Origin of the sequence: Mycolicibacterium arseniciresistens, from assembly GCF_030519285.1 — a bacterium.
Taxonomy (GTDB): domain Bacteria; phylum Actinomycetota; class Actinomycetes; order Mycobacteriales; family Mycobacteriaceae; genus Mycobacterium; species Mycobacterium arseniciresistens.
Genome location: NZ_JAUMSQ010000470.1, coordinates 1 through 3053, shown reverse-complemented (window position 1 = coordinate 3053; position 3053 = coordinate 1). Strand labels below are relative to the sequence as shown.

The 3053-nt window shown below is 71.8% G+C and carries 4 protein-coding genes; 1 reads left to right on the top strand and 3 read right to left on the bottom strand.

Going from position 1 to position 3053, the window contains the following annotated elements:
• Window positions 1-637 (top strand): alpha/beta fold hydrolase (locus Q2100_RS30585; protein WP_302917034.1); only part of this gene is annotated, 637 nt, incomplete at its 5' end.
• Between the two features lie 4 nt (window positions 638-641).
• On the opposite strand, the gene marP is transcribed toward Q2100_RS30585, so the two are convergent.
• The 3 genes from marP to Q2100_RS30570 all read right to left on the bottom strand — a co-directional run.
• Window positions 642-1829 carry an acid resistance serine protease MarP gene (marP, locus tag Q2100_RS30580; RefSeq protein ID WP_264014818.1) on the bottom strand — a complete coding sequence of 396 codons (1188 nt, stop codon included), beginning with the start codon at window positions 1827-1829 and terminating at the stop codon, window positions 642-644.
• Window positions 1826-2620: an NUDIX hydrolase gene (locus Q2100_RS30575; protein ID WP_302917033.1), complete on the bottom strand. Its 795-nt coding sequence runs from the start codon at window positions 2618-2620 to the stop codon at window positions 1826-1828. The genes marP and Q2100_RS30575 overlap by 4 nt, the downstream gene beginning before the upstream one ends.
• On the bottom strand, window positions 2617-3053 hold a 437-nt coding region (locus tag Q2100_RS30570; protein ID WP_302917032.1), incomplete at its 5' end, for a TlpA family protein disulfide reductase. The genes Q2100_RS30570 and Q2100_RS30575, both read right to left, overlap by 4 nt.

Sequence of the window (3053 nt, the reverse complement as noted above, 5' to 3'; positions counted from 1 at the left end):
GCTCGGCCACAAGAGCGCGACGCTCGTCGGCCACGCCGACGGCGGACTCGTGTGCTGGGCGACGGCCGTGCTGCATCCCCGGGCGGTGCGGGCGATCGCGGTGGTCAGCTCGCCGCACCCGGTGGCGCTGCGCAGTTCGGCGATGCGGCGGCGCGACCAGGGCCGTGCGCTGCTGCCGTCGATGCTGAGCTACCAGGTGCCGGTGTGGCCGGAACGCTCACTGACCCGCCACGACGCAGAGGAACTCGAAGCGCTGGTGCGCCGCCGGGCCGCGGCGCCCTGGCAGGCGTCGGAGGATTTCACCGAGACCGTCGGGCACCTGCGTCGCGCCATCCAGATCCCATCGGCCGCCCACTCCGCGCTGGAGTACCAGCGCTGGGCGGTGCGCAGCCAGCTGCGCGGCGAGGGCAGGCGGTTCATGCGTTCGATGAAGCGGCCGATCGCCGTGCCCGTTCTGCACCTGCGCGGCGACGCCGACCCGTACGTGCTGGCCGACCCGGTGAACCGCACGCAGCGGTACGCGCCGCACGGCCGGTACGTATCAATCGCCGGCGCAGGGCATTTCGCTCACGAGGAGGCGCCGCAGGAGGTCAACGAACAGCTGTCGCGCTTCCTCGCGCACGTCTACGGGACGTGACGGGTCAGCCGACGCAGGCGCCGGTGGCCACCGGTGCGGTGTTGTTCACGTTCATCAGCTGACGCGCGATCTCGCTGTAGCGCAGCACGAATCCGGTGTCGGGATCGTCGACGGCGGCGCCGAACACCACACCGAGCACCCTGCCCTCGCGATCGATCATCGGGCCACCCGAGTTGCCCTGCCGCACTTGCCCTCTGATGGTGTACACGTGCCGCGACACGGTCGACTTCTGGTAGATGTCGGGCCCGTTCAGCTCGATCCGCTCGCGCACCCGGGCAGCCGTCGGGGTGAAGTCGCCGCCACCGGGATAGCCCAGCACCACCGCGTCGGTGCCGTCCGGTGCGTCCTCGGTGACGAACTCGAGCGCCGGTGCAGGCAGGTCGGGCACGTCGAGGATGGAGATGTCGGCGGCCGGGTCGTAGGACACCACGAACGCCTCGTACTCCTGCCCGCCCGCGTCGACGGTGACCGTCTCGGAGCCGGCGACCACGTGGGCGTTCGACATCACCCGGCCGGGTGAGATCACGAAACCGCTGCCCTCGAGCACCTTCTGGCAGCCCGGCGCGAAGCCCCGGATCTTCACGACGCTGGGCCTGACCCGCTCCACCACCGGATCGGTGATCAACCCGACGTCGGGGGCCTCGACCTCGGCGATCGGCGTGCGGCCGAACGGCTGCCACACATTCGGAAGGCCGGAGGTGTTCAGCAGCGCCTTGAGCCGGCCCGGCACCGTGCGCAGCTGCTCGGGCACCACCTGGTCGACTTCGCTCCACACCTTGGAACCGCTGACCGCCGCCACCAGCCTGGGCTGGTCCGAGGACTGCACGAGGAAGCCGAGCATCCAGGCGGCCAGCAGCACCGCGACCAGCTGGAGGCTGGAGCCGACCACGGAGTCGAACAGGCGCATCGGGCGGTTGCGGATCGCGCTGCGCACCGCCCGGCCGAGCACCACGCCGGCGATCTCACCGATCACCACAAGCGCGAGGATCAGGAACAGCGTGACGAACAGTTTCTGGCGCGGGCCCGGGAACGCCTCGACCAGGTGGGGGGCCAGCAGCACACCGGCCACCGCGCCGAGCACCACCCCGAGCAACGCCATCAGCGACCCGAGTGCACCGGAGCGCCAGCCGGAGACGGCGGCGACGAACGCGATGCCCAGGATGGCGAGGTCGAGCCACTGTGACGATGTCATGATTGGCCTTCACCGTAGCCGCCGGCGGCGCCGTCGTGGTCTCCGACAAGCGCCATCGCTTCGTCGAGTTCGCGGACGTCGTCGGTGTTCCACGGTTGGGCCCACCCAGCGACGTCGAGGATCGCCGAGACGACCTGCCCGGTGAACCCCCACACCAGCATCTCGTTCAGCAGGAACGCCGGCCCGGAGAACCGCCGGGTGTTGGCCTGGCGGTACACCATCAGGCGGTTCCGCGGATTGATGAACGCGCGCAGCGGGACCCGGGCCACCACAGCGGTCTCCGACTCGTCGACGACGTCCACCGGCCCGGGATCCTCGGAGTACGCGAGCACCGGGACGACGTGGAAGCCCGACGGCGGGATGAACATCTTGTCGAGGGTGACCAGCGGCGTGATCCGGGCGGTGTCGATGCCGGTCTCCTCGGTGGCCTCCCGGAACGCGGTGCCGACCGGACCGTCGTCGCCGGGGTCGGTGGCGCCGCCGGGGAACGCGGCCTGGCCGGCGTGGTGACGCAGCGTGGACGCCCGGACGGTCAGCAGGAGATCGGCGTCGTCGGGCAGTCCGCCGGCCGGGTGGTCGTGCGGGCCGGAGAACAGCACCAGCACGGCGGCGTCGCGCTTGGACCCCGTCAGCGTCGCGGCGGCGTTCGCCGCGGTGATGGTGGCGAGGACGTCGCGCGGGACCCGCCTGCGGTACGCACTCGGAACCCGGCCCACGTTGTCGACGAGCGGGCGGAGCCAGCCGGGCGCGGCGTCAGGGCGCAGTTCACCCTGGTCGCGCGCGGTGCTCACCCCGGCCCTCCTCCTGTCTCCCGGCCGATCACCGGGTCCACCGCCGCCGCGATCTCGTCGGCGTCGGCGAAGGATCTGGGCAGGATTTCGGCAACGGTACCGTCCGCGCGCAGCACCACCGTTGCGGGCATGACGTTGGGGACCCGGAGGGCCGCCGCGACGAGTCGGCGGCCGTCCTGCAGGGTCGGCAGGTGCACGCCGAGCTCGGCGAGGCGCAGCAATGCAGCGGTCTCGTTCTCGTCCTGGTGCACCGTCAGGACCGTCACCCGGTCGCCGGCGCGGCGCTGGTATTCGGCCATGGCGGGCAGCTCGTCGGCGCACGGGCCGCACCAGTAGGCCCAGAGGTTGAGCACCACGGTGCGCCCGGCGAGCGCGGCGGCGACGTCGACCGGAACGCCGTCGCCTGCGCATTCGAGCGTGACGTCGCGCAGCG

What these genes read in the sequence shown, in the direction of transcription:
- marP (WP_264014818.1), bottom strand. Translation starts at nt 1,829, where the DNA reads ATGACATCGTCACAGTGGCTCGACCTCGCCATCCTGGGCATCGCGTTC.